The following is a 16,185-nucleotide window of genomic DNA, read 5'->3' on the forward strand; positions in this document are numbered from 1 at the left end:
TCAGAGGTCGGGCATCCGATTGAGTCTGTCTTCGCCGGGCAGGAGTCGGGCGTCGTTCTCCAGCGCGCCGCCGAACTGTCGGCGGAACCGTCCGGGGTCCGCTTCGAGGGACCGCTCGGCGGTCTGGCGGACCACGGTTGCCGGGTCGTCGGTGAGTTCGCGGAGTCGCTCGCGAGCGCGGTCCTCGTCGACGCCGCCGAGCATGTGCGCGGCCCACTCGCGGACCCGCTCGCTGTCGTCCCGGCTCTGCTCTAACAGCAGGTCGGCCATCCCCTCGCCGCGGAGTTTGAACAGCGAGATGGCCGCGTTGCGCCGGACCGCGTGGTGGTCGTCGTGTATAGCGGCCGCGATATCCTCTTCGTGGGCCTCGCGGTCGACGTTGTCGAGCGTGACGACGGCTTCGGCCCGGACCCACGGGTCGGGGTCGGAAAGCAGTTCCACCGCCACCGCTGCGGCCCGCTCACCGCCGTGGGCGGTCAGCGCCTCGACGGCGAACTGGCGCACGTCGCTGTCGTCGTCGGTCGTCGCGGCGCGGGCCAGTGCCGCCACGATTTCGTCGGTGGACGCGCGGTCTTTGAGTTCGAGCGCGGCGCGGCGGCGCTCGGTCTTTTCCCCGTGTTCGATGTCGGACAGCAGCGACGCCGCCGCGTCGTCCTCGACAGGTTCGGTGTCGCTCGCGGCCAGTTCCTCCGGCGTCGCCTCGCCGATGGTCACGTCTTCGCGGCTCACCTCGATGTCCTCTAGCGCCTCGATGTCGGTGTGCAGGCCCGGGCTGCGCTCGGGGTCCAGTTGCGGGTCGGGGTCCTCTTCGAGGTGCTTCTCGAACTCGTCGTCGTCGTGGCACCCGGTCATGGCTGTCCCTCCCCGCGCGTGAGCGCGGCGACCCCGAGCGCGAACGGGAGCGCCCGCGGGAGCGAGGCCGGGACGCCGGCGAACGCGACCAGCGCGACGCCGGCAAGCAGCGTCCAGCGGCGGGTCCGGCTGGCGGCGCTGGCCGTCGTCACCGCGCCGGCCGCGGCCAGTGCTACCACCGGGAGGCTCGTTCCGACAACGCCGCTGCCGGTGAGCGTGACCGCGCCGGTGACGAACGGGACGGCGCGGCCGACCGCGAGGACGACGGCGAAGGCGGCGACGCCGCCGAGTATCGCGCCCCAGTCCGCCGTCGACAGCGATCGCCAGTCCGTCGCGGCGAACGCCGGCGTCGCCGCGACCCCGAGCAGCGCCGCGGTCGAGGCCGCCGGTCGGAGCCCCGTCCAGCCGCCGACGCCGCTCGCCAGCCCGACGCTCAGCGCCGCGACGAGCAGGGCGGACGCGGCCGCCGAGACGGGGTCCAGCCGTCGGCCCGAGACCGCCGCGACCGTCGCCGTCCCGAGGACGACGGCGGCGGCCGCCGGGAGCGCCACAGCGCTACTGACGACCGACAGCAGGCCGAACACGCCGACGAACAGCAGGCCGACGCCGGCGGCCGGGTCGGCGTCGGTGACGGCGACGGTGACCGCCGCGGCGGCGACGACGGCCGTGGACGCGACCGTCAACGGGCCGGGCGCGACCGGGACCCCGTATCCCGGCGCGTTGACGAACAGAACCGCGAGGTAGCGGGCGGCCACCGCGACGGCCGCCGTGCCGACCGCGAGGTCCGCGAGCGAGCGGTCCCCGCCGAGCAGTAGCGGCCGGACTCGCTGCTGGAAGGTGGCTGTCATCGCTTCCCCTCCAGTCGGTCCGCGAGGTCGTTTCGGTCGGCCCGGACGAACGCCTCCAGCAGTTCGCCGAAGCCGCCGTAGATGTCGGTCCCCGGCTCGTCGGCCAGCCGGTCGGCGACGCCGGCCGCGGCGTGGCCGAGGTGGCGGTCGTGGAAGTCAAGCCTGGCACTTGCGGCGTCGTCTCCGATGGCGGCTTCCCGGCGGGCCAGGTAGCCCGCGAACTCCAGTTCGTAGGTCACGGCGTCGTGGTTGTCCCGGGTCTCCTGGTCGATTTCGAGGCCGTAGTGGCTGTAGGCCCGCGAGAGGTCGAGATTCACGTCGTTCCAGGAGTGGTCCGGCCGGTATTTGGACTCGTACAGCGGGACTGGCGGCCCCTCGGCCTCCAGCGAGCCGTCGGTGCGGTCGGTGTACTCGCTGTAGCCGAGTTCGAAGATGTCGTTGTAGCGGGCCGCGAGCGTCTCGTAGTCATCACCGGTGGTGAGCGACGGGACGGTCACGTCGAGGCCTGTCCGGTCGAGACACGCTTGCAAATCCGCTTCCAGCGTCCCGTCGGCCGCCGCGCTGTGGAACGACTCCTCGGGGTACTCGAACGCCTTGGCGAGCGTCGCGTACACCGCGCCGCGGGCAGCGGCAGTCTCATCGAGGTCATCTATCGAGTCGGCTGGCGTGCTCGCCATCACTCGACCCCCCGTGTCCGATAGATGCCGAAGCCGGTGACGCCGACGACAGCGACGATGGCGATACCGGCGACGGTCCACAGCAGTGTCTCGTAGGGCGGGCCCTGCGGGCCGCCGCTGAACGGGTAGTAGTGCCACTCGCTGACCGCTTTCTGGCCGGACCGCTCGCCGTTGGAGCCGTTCCAGACGGCGAAGGCCACGTCGAGGTCGCCGTCGGTCCGCAGGTCGGTCCGGTTCTCGCCGGAGACGTCCAGCGGCCGCGAGTAGACCACCGTCCAGGTGGCGTTGCCGCCGGTGCCGCTGTGACTCGCGTTGGCCGAGACGGTCGGGTTCTCGAAGGCGGTTGTCGAACCGACTCCGCCGGCCAGCAGTTCCTGCGTCCCGGTCGACCCGCTCCAGTACCAGACGTTGACGCGGTTGTCCGGGCCGCCCATCGCTATCGGCGGCCGAGAACTCGTGTTGACCGGGAACTGGACCGCGACCGCGTCGGCGAACGCCCGTGTGGCGCTGGCGTTTGTATCCCGTGTCGCGTCGTGCCACTGCAGACGGACGTACAGGCGCTCGTCAGTCCGGGCCGCCTGCACGTCGACCGTCTCGACGGACGTGTCGTCGGCGTTCGGGACGCTACTCGGGGCGCTCGAAAGCGGCACGTCAGAGGCCGGCACCCCCGTCCACCCGTCGGCGTCCGGCTGTGCGAGGTCGGCCGTCGATACCTCCGAAACCGGTATCTCGTGTGCTGGCCGGGCGCTGGCCATCGGCGCGGCCACCGTCGAAACGACGATGAGCCCCGCCAGCACCGCCGTGAGTGTGAGCGTGTGTCGGTGGTCAGTCATCGTCAAAGACCTCCAATCGGTACTGTTTGGCCGGGTTCTTGTCCTGGAGCAGTTCCATCAGTTCGCTGTCTTCGCCCTGTCGGGCCCGCTGGCGCTCGCGCTCGATGGTGTCGAGGGCTTGGTCGACGCCGTCGCCGAACAGGTCCCGGAGGTACTGTCGTGGGATGCGGTCGATGTCGACTGTCTCCCCGTCCTCCGTGTGCTGGCCGGGCGCGAAGGGCGGGATGTAGTAGACGTTGGGCTGGGTCCGGAACTCCGGATGGAGCGGCAGGGCAACCTCGTACTCGTTGACAAGCTTGTGAATCGGACCCTCCTCGTCGTCGAGGAAGCCGACCAGCCGGAGCTGGGGCGGGCACTCCTCGGCACAGGCCGGCGCGAACGTCTCTCCATCGGGACCTTCGCCCTCGATGCGGGGGTAACAGAAGATGCACTTCTCCGATTTCTTCGAGACGGTGTTGTAGTACACCTTCTTGTAGGGACAGCCCTCGACGCAGTAGCGGTAGCCCCGACAGCGGTCCTGGTCGACGAGAACGATGCCGTCTTCCTGGCGCTTGTACAGCGCCGAGCGCGGGCAGGCCTCGACACAGGAGGGGTGGGTGCAGTGGTTGCAGATGCGCGGGAGATAGAAGTAGTAGCTGTTGGGGTACTCGCCGGCCCCCTGGTCCTCGTCCCAGTTGGGGCCCCATTCCGCGCCTTCGCGGGGCCGGAGCGGCTCGTCGCTGCCCTCGTACATGATTTCGCTGTGGTTGAACTCCCAGGCGCGGCCGTAGTCTTCCTCGTCTGGAATCTCGCCAGGTGAGCGGTCGGAGTGCTCGCTGGACTCCCAGCCGCCGCCGGAGTCCTCCCAGCCCCGCGGGTACCCCTCGCCGGGCTTGGTCTCGACGTTGTTCCAGTACATGTACTCCGACCCGCCGTCCTCCGTCCAGAGACTCTTGCAGGCGATAGTACACGTCTGGCAGCCGATGCACTTGTTCAGGTCCATCACCATCGCGACCTGGTGGTCGACGCCGTCGGCGACGTTGACCAGCGTATCGTCCTCGCCCTGTTCGTCCTGTTGGTCGGTGCTCATTCGCTGTCACCTCCGGTCGGTCGGACGTCGACGCGCACGTCGCTGTTGACCCCCGTCGGCCCCCAGTAGTTCGGGAAGAAGTGCAGGTGCTCGCCGGTGTCTTCGGGGTACTGCACTAGCTGGGTCGGCTTCATGTACATCGGGACGAGCGTGTTGAAGTTGTCCCGGTCGGGGTACTGGAACTTCTCCCAGGAGAAGAAGTGCCGGACGGTCCCCGGCTCGCTGGACGGGTAGATTTTGGCCTGCACCTCGACGGCCCCGAGGTCGTTGTACACCTCGACGGTGTCGCCGTCCTCGATGCCGCGCTCCTCGGCGTCCTCGGGGTTGATGTACACCACCGGCTCCCCTCGCTGGAGACGGAGCATCTTGGGGTCGTCGCGCCACGTCGAGTGGATTGACCACCGGCCGTGGGGCGTGTTGTACGACAGCGGGTAGTCCCCGCCGGTGTTCTCCGGCCCCTCCTTGTGGGTCGGCAGTTCTTCGCCGAGTTCGAGGTACCAGTCGTGGTCGATGTAGTACTGCTGGCGGCCGGTGAAGGTGGGCCAGGGGTTCTTGTCGTGGACGTAGTCCTGCCACGGGACGTACGCCTCCCCGTCCTTGATGTCGGAACTCCAGTGGTCGCCAGCTTCGAGGAACCGCTGGGGCTGGTCCTCGATGTCGTCGAACGTTATCTGTTCGTCGCTGTCCTCGGGGTTGGTCTCCTCGGAGTGTTCGAGGATGAACTCCGCGGCGGCCCTGTCTTCCTCCAGCGCCCCCTCCTCGCCGGTCTCCCAGTCGCGGACGTAGTCGTCGTGGATGGTCGTCAGGTCGATGGTCCGGTCGAACTTCCGGTCCTCGACCGGCTCGACGCCCCGTTCACGGGCCCGCTCCTGTATCTTCTCGGCGAGCAGGCGGAAGATTTCCCAGTCGGTCTTGGCCTCGCCCAGCGGCTCGACGGCCGGCGTGAACGGGTGCACGTAGGTGTGCATGTCCGTCTCCGAGAGGTCGTGTTTCTCGTAGTGGCTGGCCGCCGGCAGGACGATGTCCGAGTACATCGCCGTCGAGTCCATCCGGAAGTTGATGTCGACGACGAGGTCGAGTTTGGGCCAGAGCTGTTCCTCGACGGCGACGTTGCCCTTGGCCTGATTGAAGTAGTTGCCCCGCCAGATGAACATCGTCGACGGGTCCGGCCGGCTCCCGTCCTCGCGTTCCTCGGGGTAGACCGGCATCCATCCCTCGTCGATGGACTCGCGTATCTTCTCGGCGGTGTCGGGGTCGGTGTTGTCGAGGATGCCGGCGTGGAAGTACGTCCACAGCGTCGTCGGGACCCCGCGGACGCTGCCGGTCGGGAACGAGAGCACCTTCCAGCCGTGGAACGACCAGATCTTCTCTTGGCCGACGTAGTGGTCCAGGCCGGTGCCGGGGTCGCCCAGATTGCCCGTCAGCGTCACGAGCAACTGGATGGCGCGGTTGCCCAGATCGTTGTGGTACCAGTCGTTGACGCCCTTGCCGTGGATGATTTTGGCCGCGTCGGCCTCGGCGAACTCGCGGGCGACTCGCTGGTAGGTGTTCTCGCCGACGCCGGTCTCCTCGTGGACGAACTCCGGCGTGTACTGGCCGAGTTCGTCGGTGAGGTTCTCCCAGACCGACCTGACCGCGACGCTGCCGTCGTCGGTCTCGACGCTCCGCTCGACCGACAACTGCGGGTCGAAGTCGAGTTCGATGCTCAACGAGTAGTCCTTCTGGCCGTCCCGCTCGCCCAGCGAGCCGGGCGCGCGCCGGAGGGTGCCGTCGGCGTCGACCATGACGAACACCTTCTCGGGGTCGTCGGCGTCCTCGGCGAGGCCGACTTCGCTGGCCCGGAGGAACTTGCCGGTGTCCTCCCGGACGAGCAGCGGCATGTCGGTCTGCTCTTTGAGATGCTCCTCGTCGTACAGCCCCTCGTCGACGATGGTCTGGGCCATCCCAAGCGCGAGCGCGGTGTCGCTGCCGCCGTGGGGCGAGAGCCACTCGTCGGTGTGAATGGCCGTCTGGGAGTAGTCGGTGAAGATACCGACCCGCTTTGCGCCCTCGTAGCCGGCGTCGAGGAAATACTTCGCGTCGGGGATGCGCGTGACGTTGATGTTCGACCCCCAGGCGATGATGTAGTCGGCGTTGTGCCAGTCGGCGGACTCGGCGTTGTCGGTCTGGGTGCCCCACGTAATCGGCTGGCCCGGCGGCAGGTCCGAGTACCAGTCGTAGAAGCTGTGGGAGACGCCGCCGAGCAGGTTCACGAGCCGGGAGCCGGAGGCGAAGCTCACCGGGGACATCGCCGGAATCGGCGTGAACCCGGAAATCGCGTCGTACCGACCCGCCTGTACCTCGTCGATGACGTGGTCGGCGATTTCGGTCAGCGCCTCGTCCCAGCTAATCCGCTCCCACTGGCCCTCGCCGCGCTCGCCGGTGCGCCGGAGCGGATGGAGCACGCGCTGGTCGGCGTTGACGTAGTCGGTGTAGCAAGCCCCCTTCTGGCAGCCACGCGGGTTTGGGTCCGGGAGGCTCTCGTCGAAGGTCGGGTAGTCGCCGGCCTGCTCCTCGCGCCAGACCTGGCCGTCCTTGACGTAGACGTTCCAGGAACAGGAGCCAGTGCAGTTGACGCTGTGGGTCGAGCGGGCGACGGAGTCCCAGTCCCACTCGTCGCGGTAGAGGTCCTCCCAGTCCCGGTACGGGTAATTGCCGATGGGGTCGTCGACCGCTTGCAGGCCGTCCATGCCGTCGTCGGCGAAGGACAGCCCCGTTGCGCCCAGCAGCGACGCGGCTCCGAGGCCGCGCACGAAGTCGCGGCGACTGATTCCAGCACTGTCCGCCTCGTCGTCGGTCGGGTCGTGTCTACTCATTGGTGATGAACACAGTCGCAGTCGCGCAGGCGGTGCCGGCCACGGCTAGTGCGATGCCGGTCGATGTGCTGCCGCCGACTTCGAGGCCGGCGGCGACCAGCGCGAGGCCGACCAGTTTACTCGTCGTATCCAGCAGGCGATACTGTCGCTCGCTCAGTTCGACGCTCGTCGTCATCCGTCTCCCTCCCGTTCGGTGGCGTCCGCGTCGCTGTCGACAGCGCCGCCGTCGGCGGCCACGTCCCCCTCCCGGGACGGCGACGGCTCTCCGTCGCGCAACAGGAGGTACGTAATCCCGCCGAAGACGGGCGGGACGACCAGCAGCGCGGCCGTCAGGATGGGGTTGACCACGCCGGTCGTCGTCCCGAGCACCTGGCCCGCGAGGATGTTGTTCATCCCCGCGATGGAGGCGATCATGATGAACGCGACGGCGGCCACGCCGACGCCGGTCTGCCAGGCCCGGTCCAGCGGGTCCGCGGTGAAGTGGGTCGGCTCTGTCCGGTCGATGAACGGCCAGGCGGCGACCGCGGCAAACACCAGTCCCGGGAGGACGATGCCGCCGACGAACTCCCCGTTGATGTGGGCGGGGCCGACGTTGAAGCTGATCTGTGGCAGGAGCTTCAGGAAGCCGTACACCCACATCAGGAACCAGTCCGGCATGATGAGTTCCGGCGTGGACGCGGGGTCGTTCGGACCGTACTCGGCGACGTTGTGGACCGGCAGCAGGCCCGCCAGCGCCGACAGCGTCGCCGCCGTGGTGAAGAACACGACGGCCGACACCGCGGCCTGGTTCGGGAAGGCGGGCAGGCCGATGATGACGCTGTCGTCGTCCTCGTCGACGGGCTGGCGGCCGGCGGTCACGTCGCTCTCCCGCGGGGCCTCGGTGTGTTTCTGCCGGATGAGGATGGCCATGTGGACGGCCAGCCCCACGGCGATGGCCGCCGGTATCACGAGGACGTGCAGGAAGTACAGCCGCGGGATGGTGGCGCTGGAGGGGAACTCCCCCCCGAACACCACCTGGCCGAGGAAATCACCTAACAGGGGGATGGAGATGGTGAGGTTGTAGCCGATGCTGGTGGCCGTGGCGGCGAACTCGTCGAACGGCAGGGCGTAGCCGGTGTAGGCCGCGCCCATCGACAGGGCCGCCAGCCCGGTGCCGACGACCCAGTTTGGCTCCCGCGGATTGCGGTACGCGCCCGTGAAGAACACCCGTAACATGTGCAACCCTATCGAGGCGACGAAGAGGTGAGCCGCCCAGTGGTGGAGCCGGCGGATGAACATCCCGAAGGGCACGTCGTAGGTGATGTGCAACACCGAGACGAACGCCTCGGGCATCTCCTCGCCCTGGAACTTCTGGACGCTGCCGTCGTACTCCACGTCGGACGTGGAGGGTTCGAAGAAGAACCCGAGGAAGACCCCCGACAGGATCAGGAGGAGGAAACAGAACAGCGCCACCTCCCCCAGCAGGAACGAGTCCTCGGCCGGGAACGCCTTGCCGAGGAACGTCTGGCCGTTCTGAAGGTCGAGGCGGGTGTCGAACCAGTCGTAGACGGCTTTGGCGCGGGACATTATCCACCTCCGGGGCCGACTGGCCCCTCGAAGTCACCCGTGGCGACGAGGAATCCGTCGCTGGTCACGGTAATCGGAAGCTGCGGGAGCGCGCGCCCCGGCGGGCCGCCGCTGACCGCTGCGCCCTCAAGGACGTTGAATTTCCCGAAGTGACAGGGGCAGACGACCAGGTCCTCCTCCCTGTCGGAGACCATACAGCCGGCGTGGGTACACACCTTCGAGAAGGCGGCGTAGCCGCTGACGGTGAACCCCTCCGCGACGCCGCTACCGTAGTCGGACTCGGCGTAGCGCACCAGCAGCGTCGGTGCGTCCTCGATGCCGGGCCGGGGCTCCGGGAACACGGTCATATGTTCGCCCTCGGAGAGCCGGCTTTCCGTGATGCGCTCGCCCTCGCCGTCGACGAGGTGGATGCCGTCGGAGTACACCGGCCCCTTGTACCCTCGCTCGAACACCTGCGTGGTGCTGGCAAGGGGTGCGGTGAGGCTGGCGACGGCAGTCAGACCGCCGACGGTCGCGAGGAACTTCGCGAAGTCACGCCGGCGGAGTTCTGCGCGGGCGTCCCCGTACAGCGTTGGAGACGTACCGGCGGCCCCGTCACACGAGCAGTCGTTGCCCTGTTCCTCGTCGTCTTCATCGGGTTTCGGATACTCTATCATTCGTGCCCCCTGAGTTCGGCGACTTCGACGTGCGGCATGAACCAGGCGTAGTACGCGACCGTCGAGAGCGCGAGCGAGAGAAACATCCCGGTCGCGTACAGCCCGAAGTACTGGGTCCGGGCGAGCGTGAGGTACTCGCCGGTGAACAACGCCGCGAAGACGATAGACAGGACCGTCAGTCCGCTCATGGCGACGAGTCCTTCGATGGCGTCCGAGGCGTCGTGGTACTCGACGACCCAGCGGTTCTCCGTGTCGAGCCACGGCAGCGAGACGGTTCCGCCGTCGGTGACCGGTTCGGTGTCGTCGGGTGGCCGGACCGCTCTGTTCATGAACTGGTGGGCGGCCGTCAGCACGCCCACGAGGCCGAACAGGGCGACCCAGACGACGACGCCGACCTGGCTCGGCGACAGCTTGTTCGGCGTCTCGACCGGGCCTTCGAGCGGACGGATGTCGCTGACGCTCTCGTCGATAGCGATTTCCTCCGACGGTGGCTCGCCGTGCAATGCGACGTACCACATCGGCAGCAGCACCGCCGTTATCAACAGACCGATGAGTATCGTGTTGCGTCTCATAATCTTGTGTCATCTCGGTTCGCCAGCGATTCGAACGGCTATCTGCGTCGCTGTGTTCGGGGTTTGTCCCAGCACCCCGATGAACTGCCAGCCCGACATCTTAGGCCCATTATATGGCGGTTTTTTATACGAACATGTTCGCACAGACTCTTTTATGCTAGCCGGGGGATTCCCCACACATGTCGGGCCGAATGCTTGCCGAGGTCGAAGTGTTCGGCCCTCGGTCGTGTCAGGTGCAACCGCACGCTGACGAGGAGTGGTCGGTGTCGTCAGTCTCCCGGAGCGCAACGAGTGGCGGTGCTGGCCGGGTTGTCGAAGAGTTCACGCTCAAAGGCAGTGAGGGAACGCCGTCAGTGCTACAGAGTGCAGACCCAAGCGCCGACCACGTGTTCGCCTACGACCAGCGACACGTGTTTCAGCTGTCTCGGGCAGCCGGACAGGGCTGCGTGTGTGAACGTATCGAAGCAGCCGGCTGCGTCGTTCAGGAGTTCTCGGCAGACACCGACTCCATCGTCGTCACGTTCCTCGTTGACGACATCCCGACCCTGCGAGACATCGTCGACGACCTCGAATCCGAGGGTGAGACGGTCAAACTCCGACGGCTACTGGAGGACACGTCCACAGAGACGGACCAGCCGGTCGTCCTCGACCGAGCAAAACTGACCAGCCGCCAGCGTGAGGTGCTGACCAGGGCCCACGAGATGGGGTACTTCGAGCACCCGCGCGAGGCGACCGCCGGCGACGTGGCCGACGCGCTGGACATCTCTACCTCGACGTTCACCGAACACCTCGCTGCCGCCCAGCGGAAGCTCCTCGACGACCTGCTTGACGCCCGCTGAGTGGCACGCCCTCGAAACATGTCAACGATACTGACGTATTTCACAGCAGTTATTTCAGCCCGAACGCGAGGTGCCACCGCTGCCAATGACACAGGAACTTGGTCCCCTCGCTCGAACACTGTCGGTCCCGTACTACGAAGACGCCCTCCCAGCCCACGACCAGTTTCACGCCAAGCGAGTCAGAGACATCGCACTTCGACTCGCGGACGACTGCGACGGCTCGGTCGACCGGGATATCCTCGCCGCGTCGGCGTGGCTCCACGATATCGGTCGGCCCCGGGAGCGGGCCGGTGACATCGATGACCACGACGAATGGGCCACAGCAGAAGCCGCGCAACTACTCGCGGCCGAAGGTGTGGAACCTGATCGAATCGGCCGTCTGAAACACTGTATCCGAACACACAGTATCCGGGCGAGTTCCCCGGAACCGGAAACGCTGGAGGCGAAACTCCTCTTCGACGCGGACAAGCTGGACGCTGCCGGCGCGCGCGGCCTCATTCGACTGGCCTGTATCGTCGGCGAGCGGTCCGGGCGGATGGGTGAGAAATACGCGGTCATCGATGACACGTCAGCTACCGATGTCGAGTCCACCGATTCTCCGGATATCGCACTTCTCCGGGACTGGGCGCAGGAACGCGTCGATATGCTGTACACCTACCCCGGCCGGCGTCTTGGTCAGCAGCGTCGGGAATTCATGGACGAGTTCTTCACGCAATTCGCCGGTGAAATCGGGGTTACGGGGGAGCGATAGCCGGTGTCCGGCCGGAGCCGATAGGCACCGAAACCCGACTTCGAGCGCGTCGGTCTCGACCGAGTGTGCTGTCCCCGGCGTCACAGAACCCTTTACCCTCGCCCCGGCGACACTGCAGCCATGACCGAGTTCGACGCCGAGAAATTCGACGAGAAGTACGCCTACTACTTCGAGGAGCTCGAAGCGGCGTACTCGAACGCGTATCAGGAACTGCATGGGCAGTACGACTCCGAAGTCCTTCGCGGGATAGACCGGCAGATTCTCAGCGAGAGCGAGCCGGTGTACGAGGGGGACGGGACGTTCAGTATCCGGCTGCCCGACGACACTGCGGCGCGTGCGCAGTCTCTGCCGGGCGACGAAGCGACGTTCGACACAGTGCTGTCGGCGTTCACTGACGCCATCGAGCGCGAGCTCCGTCGGCTGTTCGAGTTCGAGTAATCCCCGATCGCTGCCCGACGGCTCGCTCGATAGCGGGCGTGCACAGCCTGTTCGCCTCCCCTCCGGTAGCGGTCGGCCCGGCGGATCGAAAACACCAGAATCAATGCAGTTCCGGTCCTAGCCGAACCAATTATACTAATGGCGACCGATTCAGATCTTCACTGTCTCTTTACCGCACCCGTCGAGGAGCACAACGACTCGTACGTGATCGAGATTCCGAAACAAGAGGTCGAACTGGGAACGCTGGCCTCCGAGACGCTGTACCGGATCGCGCTGTTCGAGCCGGCGGCCGAGGCACCCACACCCCAGTCACCGTCTCAATCCAGTCCCGAGCCTCGGTCCAATTCCCACTCGGAGCCCGGGCCTCGGTCCAATTCACAATCCAAGTCTGAGACCCAGTCCGATTCCCGGTCCAACAAACCGGGCGGGGAACCTGAGTTCGAACCGTCGTCCCCGCCCGTTGCTGAGGGTGAAACGCGTGTCGTCGAAATCGACAACATCGGCGACAAGGGCGACGGCGTCGCACGTATCGACGGCGGGTACGTCGTTATCGTCTCCGACGCCGATGTGGGGGAGCGCCTCCGTGTCAAAATGAATCAGGTCCGCGAGAACGTGGCCTTCGCTGAGATCGTCGAGCGGCTCCCATACTACGAATAAGCACCGCTCCTATCGACTGGCACTTGTCGTGGACGCTGCTAGAGTTAGTGCGACCGCCGGCCACGCAGCCGAGGGTATATTTTGCCGCCGACTGTCATCCCTTGTATGGGACACGACCACGACGAGGACGCCAGCGACAGCGAGGTGGGACACGACCACAGGGAACACACCCACGACGACCATCACGCCCACGACGCTGAAGGGGTTGAAATAGGCGTCCTCACCGTCTCGACCTCGCGAACGCTGGACGACGACCCAGCAGGTGACAGCATCGCTGCGGCCTGCGAAGCCGCGGGCCACGAGATCGCCGAGCGTCGGCTCGTCGCAGACGAGATGGACGCTATCGAAGACGCCGTTGCCAGCCTGCTGGATGACGGGGTCGACGTGGTTCTGACGACCGGCGGGACTGGTCTCACGCCCGACGACGTGACTGTCGACGCCATCGAACCGCTGTTTGACCGGCCGATTCCCGGCTTCGGCGAACTGTTCCGCTGGCTCTCCTACGAGGAAGTCGGGCCGATGGCGATGGCCTCGCGGGCGACCGCCGGCATCGTCGACGACCGGCTGGTGTTCTGTCTCCCCGGCAGCGAGAACGCCGCTCGGACGGGCGCGGAGCGACTCGTCGCGCCCGCTGTGGGCCACCTGCTGGGGCTCGTCCGCCGGTAGCACGGACCCGCACGGTTTTGGGCCGGCATCGGCTACAGGGAGGTATGCCCGAGGAGTTCACGCACGTCGACGAGGAGGGGGACGCACAGATGGTTGATGTGGGCGACAAGGCCGAGAGCCAGCGCCGCGCAGTCGCGCGCGGACAGATTCGGCTCACCGAGTCCACGCTGGCGGCCATCGACGCCGACGAGGTGGAGAAAGGCGACGTGCTGACGACGGCCCGCATCGGCGCGATTCAGGCGGTGAAACACACGTGGGAGACGGTGCCGATGTGCCACCAGATCCCCATCACGAACGTCGAAGTCGAGTTCACCGTCGGCGACGAGGCCGTCGAACTCACGGTTGCCGTCGAGACAGTCGGCAAAACCGGCTGCGAGATGGAAGCGCTGGAGGGCGTGACGACCGGCCTCAACGTCGTCTGGGATATGGTGAAGGCAAACGAGAAAGACGCCGACGGCGAGTACCCGACCACGGCCATCGAAGACATCCGCGTCGTCGAGAAAACCGTCGAGCGGTAAGCCCTGCGAGGCGGACCGCCCCGGTTACTCGCTCCGGGACGCCGGCTGTACGTACACCGTCGCCGGGCTCTGGATGACGACGGCCCGGCCGGCGAACTCGAAGGACACCGTCAGGTCGCTGTCCGGCACGGGGAACAGTGCCTCCAGAACGTCCCCGTCGACGGTGTCCGCCAGCGGCGGCAGGTCGAGGGGGTCGCAGTCGTTCGCTGTCGAGACGGCCCGGACGACGACGCCGGTGACCGAGTCGTACGGCTCGGTCATCGCATCCACGATCTCGTTATTGTCTGTGCTATCGACCATCGTCTCCGTCAGTCGCTCACCTGTTGGGTTTCAGTACCTTGGGCCGTGGTCACCGGCGCGGTCGTGATGGCTCCGACGGGGAGCTGGTACGCGAGTGTCGTCTCCCGGACGGTGCCCTGGTCGCGGCTCCAGACGATGAGCCCCGCGGCGTTGAGCTTCGGGAGGTGGACGTGGTGCAACTGGACGCGCGCCCGGCCGACCGCGGTGTCGTCGTCGTCGTCGACTGCGAGGTGTCCGGCCACGTCGTCTATCGTCACCTGGCCGTCCTCGTCGACCAGGAAGCTCAGGATGGCCCGCCGTTCGTCGTTCGCCAGGCAATCGAAGACCGAACTCCAGTTCAGCGTCTCTCTCTTGGACATCTGTTCTGAGGAACGTCCCGGAAGGGTAAGGCACTATTACCTGTTATATCACCCATTTATATGTCGACGCCTGTTATCGCTCCCATTTCGGCGAGTCGAACATCACTGAGTGGAGTACCTTGTTGGTCGCGCGGCGGATGCTCTCCGAGACCGACTGCTCCGAGATACCGAGTTCCGCCCCGAGTTCGCCCAGCGTCGTGCCACGCGGCACCTCGAAGTAGCCCGATTCGACGGCCAGGACCAGCGCCCGCCGCTGTGAGTCGGTCAGGTCGAACATATACCCGCCGTCGTACTCCTCCGCGAGCGTGTACACGCGGTCCAGCTGGAACACGATGTCGTGGTCCGTACAGAAGTTGTGGAAGTCCGTGAGCCCGCTGTGGTCGTCGAACCGGATACGGAAGAACCACTCGACGTTGCCTCTGGCCTCCAGAATCGTGGCGTTCGTCTCCGCCATGCCGTAGATGAGACTCTCCACGTCCTCGGCCCATTCGACGCGGTAGAGGGCGCTTTCCCCGATGCGGTCGAGCGAGCGCAGTGCTTGGACGTACGTACTCGACTCGACAGCGACTTCGAACTCGTCGAACGCCCCGCCGTGGACCCAGATGTACGGCATCACCCGCCCCGAGGCGGGCACCACCCGCTCCATCTCCACGTGCGTGTTGTCGCCCCTCGCCAGCACCTTCCCGAGAATGAACTCGTCCGAGTCGATTGTGAACTCGGCCACGACAGTCATAGCGTCGCTACTCTCCGGTAGGTAATCAATATAGAGTACGACCACCCGCGGCATGCCCCCGTCGGACTGGTAGGAGCCGGGTACCGCGTCGGCTACTGCCGAGCGGTAGACACGGCCCCGCGGTCAGGAACAAGGCCTATCTACGTTCCTGTGTTAGAGGCGCGCATGCACGTGCTGGGAATCGTCGGCCACTCCGAGTCGGGGAAGACCACGCTGGTAGAGCGGCTGACACAGCGGCTCTCCGAGACCGGACGTGTCGCGACGGTGAAACACTGTACGCACCCGCCGGATGTCGACACGGACGGGAAGGACACGGCTCGTCACCGCGACGCCGGGGCGGCCGAAACGGTCGCACTCACTGACGACGGCGAGTGGTACGCGACGGGGCGGTCGCAGACCCTCGATGAGGCGTTGGACGCCCTTGCGCCCGACTACGACTACGCACTCGTCGAGGGGTACTCGGACGCGGCGGTACCGAAGGTGGTCCTCGGCGACCGCGAGGCCGCCGACCCCGTCCTCCACCGCGCGCCCCACGGCGCGGACGCTGACCTCGACGACATCGTCACGGCGCTGGAGGAACGGGACCCATACATCACGCTGGAAACACTCGTCGCGGATGTCAAGCGGGACCCAGACGAAGTTTACTCTGGCGCGATTGCGACCTTCACCGGGCGCGTCCGCGCACAGGAGGGGCCGGAGGACCCGCCGACGGAACTGCTAGAGTTCGAGCGCTACGACGAGGTCGCCGCCGAGAAGATGGCCGCGCTCCGGCGGGACCTCGAAGAACGCGACGGCGTCTATGCGGTCCGTTTACACCACAAGACCGGCGTGGTCGAGGCCGGCGAGGACATCGTCTTCGTCGTCATCCTGGCCGGCCACCGCGGCGAGGCGTTCCGTGCAGTCGAGGACGGCATCAACCGCCTCAAGGAGGAAGTGCCGCTGTTCAAGAAGGAAGTCACCGTCGACGAGGAGTTCTGGGCCCACGAGCGGTAAGTC

General features: G+C 66.6%; 20 protein-coding genes. 7 read left to right on the forward strand and 13 right to left on the reverse strand.

Going from position 1 to position 16,185, the window contains the following annotated elements:
• The 10 genes from DVK01_RS14675 to DVK01_RS14720 are packed head-to-tail and all read right to left on the reverse strand — an operon-like array spanning position 1 to position 9,928.
• A complete protein-coding gene (locus DVK01_RS14675) occupies positions 1-852 on the reverse strand; it encodes a HEAT repeat domain-containing protein (RefSeq protein WP_121537356.1) in 852 nt (283 codons plus the stop codon).
• Positions 849-1,700: a phosphate ABC transporter permease gene (locus DVK01_RS14680; RefSeq protein WP_101350288.1), complete on the reverse strand. Its 852-nt coding sequence runs from the start codon at positions 1,698-1,700 to the stop codon at positions 849-851. Before DVK01_RS14680 ends, DVK01_RS14675 begins: the two co-directional genes overlap by 4 nt.
• On the reverse strand, positions 1,697-2,377 hold the full coding sequence (locus DVK01_RS14685; protein WP_101350287.1) for a molecular chaperone TorD family protein: 681 nt from the start codon (positions 2,375-2,377) through the stop codon (positions 1,697-1,699). The genes DVK01_RS14680 and DVK01_RS14685 overlap by 4 nt, the downstream gene beginning before the upstream one ends.
• A complete protein-coding gene (locus tag DVK01_RS14690) occupies positions 2,377-3,210 on the reverse strand; it encodes an ethylbenzene dehydrogenase-related protein (protein ID WP_121537358.1) in 834 nt (277 codons plus the stop codon). Before DVK01_RS14690 ends, DVK01_RS14685 begins: the two co-directional genes overlap by 1 nt.
• Positions 3,203-4,279: a 4Fe-4S dicluster domain-containing protein gene (locus DVK01_RS14695; RefSeq protein WP_101350286.1), complete on the reverse strand. Its 1,077-nt coding sequence runs from the start codon at positions 4,277-4,279 to the stop codon at positions 3,203-3,205. The genes DVK01_RS14690 and DVK01_RS14695 overlap by 8 nt, the downstream gene beginning before the upstream one ends.
• Positions 4,276-7,134 carry a molybdopterin-dependent oxidoreductase gene (locus DVK01_RS14700; RefSeq protein WP_121537360.1) on the reverse strand — a complete coding sequence of 953 codons (2,859 nt, stop codon included), beginning with the start codon at positions 7,132-7,134 and terminating at the stop codon, positions 4,276-4,278. Before DVK01_RS14700 ends, DVK01_RS14695 begins: the two co-directional genes overlap by 4 nt.
• Positions 7,127-7,309, reverse strand: a complete 183-nt coding sequence (locus tag DVK01_RS14705) for a hypothetical protein (protein ID WP_101350284.1) — start codon at positions 7,307-7,309, stop codon at positions 7,127-7,129. The genes DVK01_RS14700 and DVK01_RS14705 overlap by 8 nt, the downstream gene beginning before the upstream one ends.
• Entirely contained in the window at positions 7,306-8,700 is a 1,395-nt protein-coding gene (locus DVK01_RS14710; protein ID WP_121537362.1) for a cytochrome bc complex cytochrome b subunit, read from the reverse strand. The genes DVK01_RS14705 and DVK01_RS14710 overlap by 4 nt, the downstream gene beginning before the upstream one ends.
• Positions 8,700-9,356, reverse strand: a complete 657-nt coding sequence (locus DVK01_RS14715) for a ubiquinol-cytochrome c reductase iron-sulfur subunit (RefSeq protein WP_101350282.1) — start codon at positions 9,354-9,356, stop codon at positions 8,700-8,702. The genes DVK01_RS14710 and DVK01_RS14715 overlap by 1 nt, the downstream gene beginning before the upstream one ends.
• Complete coding sequence (locus tag DVK01_RS14720) at positions 9,353-9,928, reverse strand: hypothetical protein (RefSeq protein WP_101350281.1); 576 nt, start codon at positions 9,926-9,928, stop codon at positions 9,353-9,355. The genes DVK01_RS14715 and DVK01_RS14720 overlap by 4 nt, the downstream gene beginning before the upstream one ends.
• A 179-nt stretch (positions 9,929-10,107) precedes the next feature.
• On the opposite strand from DVK01_RS14720, the gene DVK01_RS14725 reads away from it, so the two are divergent.
• From DVK01_RS14725 to moaC, 6 genes are all read left to right on the forward strand, one after another.
• Positions 10,108-10,767 (forward strand): helix-turn-helix domain-containing protein, encoded by a 660-nt coding sequence (locus DVK01_RS14725; protein WP_101350280.1) that lies wholly within the window; start codon positions 10,108-10,110, stop codon positions 10,765-10,767.
• Positions 10,768-10,852: 85 nt separating this feature from the next.
• Positions 10,853-11,518 carry an HD domain-containing protein gene (locus DVK01_RS14730; protein ID WP_121537364.1) on the forward strand — a complete coding sequence of 222 codons (666 nt, stop codon included), beginning with the start codon at positions 10,853-10,855 and terminating at the stop codon, positions 11,516-11,518.
• Between the two features lie 120 nt (positions 11,519-11,638).
• Positions 11,639-11,956: a DUF5783 family protein gene (locus DVK01_RS14735; protein WP_101350278.1), complete on the forward strand. Its 318-nt coding sequence runs from the start codon at positions 11,639-11,641 to the stop codon at positions 11,954-11,956.
• 138 nt (positions 11,957-12,094) lie between these two features.
• Complete coding sequence (locus DVK01_RS14740) at positions 12,095-12,613, forward strand: TRAM domain-containing protein (RefSeq protein WP_121537366.1); 519 nt, start codon at positions 12,095-12,097, stop codon at positions 12,611-12,613.
• Positions 12,614-12,718: 105 nt separating this feature from the next.
• The gene (locus tag DVK01_RS14745; RefSeq protein WP_121537368.1) at positions 12,719-13,279 is read left to right on the forward strand and encodes a molybdenum cofactor biosynthesis protein B; all 561 of its coding nucleotides are present in this window, start codon (positions 12,719-12,721) and stop codon (positions 13,277-13,279) included.
• Positions 13,280-13,323: 44 nt separating this feature from the next.
• Positions 13,324-13,797 carry a cyclic pyranopterin monophosphate synthase MoaC gene (gene moaC, locus DVK01_RS14750; RefSeq protein ID WP_101350275.1) on the forward strand — a complete coding sequence of 158 codons (474 nt, stop codon included), beginning with the start codon at positions 13,324-13,326 and terminating at the stop codon, positions 13,795-13,797.
• 24 nt (positions 13,798-13,821) lie between these two features.
• Here the strand turns inward: moaC and DVK01_RS14755 are convergent, their stop codons facing one another.
• From DVK01_RS14755 to DVK01_RS14765, 3 genes are all read right to left on the reverse strand, one after another.
• Positions 13,822-14,097, reverse strand: coding sequence for a HalOD1 output domain-containing protein (locus DVK01_RS14755; protein ID WP_101350274.1), 276 nt, complete (start codon positions 14,095-14,097; stop codon positions 13,822-13,824).
• Between the two features lie 8 nt (positions 14,098-14,105).
• Positions 14,106-14,456 carry a hypothetical protein gene (locus DVK01_RS14760; RefSeq protein WP_121537370.1) on the reverse strand — a complete coding sequence of 117 codons (351 nt, stop codon included), beginning with the start codon at positions 14,454-14,456 and terminating at the stop codon, positions 14,106-14,108.
• A gap of 73 nt (positions 14,457-14,529) precedes the next feature.
• On the reverse strand, positions 14,530-15,189 hold the full coding sequence (locus tag DVK01_RS14765; protein WP_101350272.1) for a helix-turn-helix domain-containing protein: 660 nt from the start codon (positions 15,187-15,189) through the stop codon (positions 14,530-14,532).
• Between the two features lie 165 nt (positions 15,190-15,354).
• On the opposite strand from DVK01_RS14765, the gene DVK01_RS14770 reads away from it, so the two are divergent.
• Complete coding sequence (locus tag DVK01_RS14770) at positions 15,355-16,182, forward strand: molybdopterin synthase (RefSeq protein ID WP_121537372.1); 828 nt, start codon at positions 15,355-15,357, stop codon at positions 16,180-16,182.
• Positions 16,183-16,185 lie beyond the last annotated feature (3 nt).

The organism is Haloarcula sp. Atlit-120R, assembly GCF_003665885.1.
Lineage (GTDB): Archaea > Halobacteriota > Halobacteria > Halobacteriales > Haloarculaceae > Haloarcula > Haloarcula taiwanensis.

Bases quoted from the DNA above. Each gene is read 5' to 3' on its own strand.
- DVK01_RS14770 (WP_121537372.1), top strand. From the start codon at position 15,355: ATGCACGTGCTGGGAATCGTCGGCCACTCCGAGTCGGGGAAGACCACG.
- DVK01_RS14740 (WP_121537366.1), top strand. From the start codon at position 12,095: ATGGCGACCGATTCAGATCTTCACTGTCTCTTTACCGCACCCGTCGAG.
- moaC (WP_101350275.1), top strand. From the start codon at position 13,324: ATGCCCGAGGAGTTCACGCACGTCGACGAGGAGGGGGACGCACAGATG.
- DVK01_RS14680 (WP_101350288.1), bottom strand. From the start codon at position 1,700: ATGACAGCCACCTTCCAGCAGCGAGTCCGGCCGCTACTGCTCGGCGGG.
- DVK01_RS14720 (WP_101350281.1), bottom strand. From the start codon at position 9,928: ATGAGACGCAACACGATACTCATCGGTCTGTTGATAACGGCGGTGCTG.
- DVK01_RS14765 (WP_101350272.1), bottom strand. From the start codon at position 15,189: ATGACTGTCGTGGCCGAGTTCACAATCGACTCGGACGAGTTCATTCTC.
- DVK01_RS14675 (WP_121537356.1), bottom strand. From the start codon at position 852: ATGACCGGGTGCCACGACGACGACGAGTTCGAGAAGCACCTCGAAGAG.
- DVK01_RS14730 (WP_121537364.1), top strand. From the start codon at position 10,853: ATGACACAGGAACTTGGTCCCCTCGCTCGAACACTGTCGGTCCCGTAC.
- DVK01_RS14725 (WP_101350280.1), top strand. From the start codon at position 10,108: ATGTCGGGCCGAATGCTTGCCGAGGTCGAAGTGTTCGGCCCTCGGTCG.
- DVK01_RS14700 (WP_121537360.1), bottom strand. From the start codon at position 7,134: ATGAGTAGACACGACCCGACCGACGACGAGGCGGACAGTGCTGGAATC.
- DVK01_RS14760 (WP_121537370.1), bottom strand. From the start codon at position 14,456: ATGTCCAAGAGAGAGACGCTGAACTGGAGTTCGGTCTTCGATTGCCTG.
- DVK01_RS14710 (WP_121537362.1), bottom strand. From the start codon at position 8,700: ATGTCCCGCGCCAAAGCCGTCTACGACTGGTTCGACACCCGCCTCGAC.
- DVK01_RS14755 (WP_101350274.1), bottom strand. From the start codon at position 14,097: ATGGTCGATAGCACAGACAATAACGAGATCGTGGATGCGATGACCGAG.
- DVK01_RS14695 (WP_101350286.1), bottom strand. From the start codon at position 4,279: ATGAGCACCGACCAACAGGACGAACAGGGCGAGGACGATACGCTGGTC.
- DVK01_RS14685 (WP_101350287.1), bottom strand. From the start codon at position 2,377: ATGGCGAGCACGCCAGCCGACTCGATAGATGACCTCGATGAGACTGCC.
- DVK01_RS14705 (WP_101350284.1), bottom strand. From the start codon at position 7,309: ATGACGACGAGCGTCGAACTGAGCGAGCGACAGTATCGCCTGCTGGAT.
- DVK01_RS14715 (WP_101350282.1), bottom strand. From the start codon at position 9,356: ATGATAGAGTATCCGAAACCCGATGAAGACGACGAGGAACAGGGCAAC.
- DVK01_RS14735 (WP_101350278.1), top strand. From the start codon at position 11,639: ATGACCGAGTTCGACGCCGAGAAATTCGACGAGAAGTACGCCTACTAC.
- DVK01_RS14745 (WP_121537368.1), top strand. From the start codon at position 12,719: ATGGGACACGACCACGACGAGGACGCCAGCGACAGCGAGGTGGGACAC.
- DVK01_RS14690 (WP_121537358.1), bottom strand. From the start codon at position 3,210: ATGACTGACCACCGACACACGCTCACACTCACGGCGGTGCTGGCGGGG.